The organism is Alcanivorax sp. HI0044 (genome assembly GCF_001634945.1).
This window is the reverse complement of sequence record NZ_LWEZ01001428.1, coordinates 1-624: the sequence shown is the minus strand read 5'-3', so window position 1 is coordinate 624 and position 624 is coordinate 1. Positions and strand designations below refer to the sequence as shown.

Here is a 624-nt window from a genome sequence, read left to right as displayed (position 1 = left end):
GTATCTGTCCCCAAAATGAATGCATTGCCGTAGAATGGCACCGTTCTGAAAGAGAGTCTGTTCCCATGCAATTTGTCGATGAAGCCACTATTGATGTCCATGCCGGAAAGGGCGGTGACGGCTGTCTGAGCTTTCGTCGCGAGAAATACGTGGAGTTTGGCGGGCCGGACGGCGGTGACGGTGGTGCCGGCGGTCATGTTTATGTGCAGGCCGATACCAATATCAACACCCTGGTGGATTACCGGTACGACCGTATCTTCAAGGCACGTAATGGTGAGCCGGGCAAGGACCGCCAGATGACCGGCAAATCCGCTGATGATGTCATTCTGTATGTGCCGGTGGGCACCACCGTGGTCGATCTGGATACGGAAGAGGTGCTGGCGGACCTGACTGCCACCGACAAGCCGGTGATGGTGGCCCAGGCCGGTCGTGGCGGGCTGGGCAATATCCACTTCAAGAGCAGTGTGAACCAGGCGCCGCGTAAAACCACCAAGGGCAAGCCCGGCGAGTCCCGGCGCTTGCGTCTGGAGCTGAAGGTGCTGGCGGATGTGGGGCTGTTGGGTATGCCCAATGCGGGCAAGAGCACGCTGATTCGTGCCATTTCCGCGGCCAAGCCGAAAGTGG

1 protein-coding gene is annotated in these 624 nt (G+C 59.0%); it reads left to right on the top strand.

Features of this window, described 5'->3' with window-relative positions; all coding sequences use genetic code 11:
* Positions 1-65: 65 nt before the first annotated feature.
* A partial coding sequence (cgtA, locus tag A3730_RS21160; protein ID WP_063538850.1) for an Obg family GTPase CgtA occupies positions 66-624 on the top strand: 559 nt, incomplete at its 3' end.